Below are 364 nucleotides of genomic sequence, written 5' to 3'. Positions count from 1 at the left end.
GCAAGCACATCAGCTTCAGTCTCTGCATCAGAATCAGCAAGCGCATCAGTTTCTGCATCTGAGTCAGCGTCAGCGAGCGCATCAGTTTCTGTATCAGCGTCAGAATCATCAAGCGTATCTGCTTCAGTGTCAGCGTCAGCGAGTGCATCCGCTTCAGTCTCTGCGTCAGAATCAACAAGCACATCAGTTTCTGTATCTACGTCAGAATCAGTAAGCGCCTCTGAATCAGCTTCAGTCTCTGCATCAGAATCAGCGAGCACATCAGTTTCTGTCTCAGAATCAACAAGTGCATCTGAATCGGCATCTGCCTCAGAATCAGCAAGCACATCAGCTTCAGTCTCTGCATCAGAATCAGCAAGCGCAT

Annotated in this window: 1 pseudogene; it reads right to left on the bottom strand. The window is 48.6% G+C overall.

Annotated elements, in window-relative coordinates:
* Positions 1-364: pseudogene (locus AX662_RS10850) on the bottom strand (MSCRAMM family adhesin SdrC); the annotation flags it as partial.

The organism is Streptococcus sp. CCH5-D3 (assembly GCF_001556435.1).
GTDB lineage: Bacteria > Bacillota > Bacilli > Lactobacillales > Streptococcaceae > Streptococcus.
The sequence above is the reverse complement of the archived record's forward strand: the minus strand, read 5'-3'. Positions and strand labels throughout refer to the sequence as shown.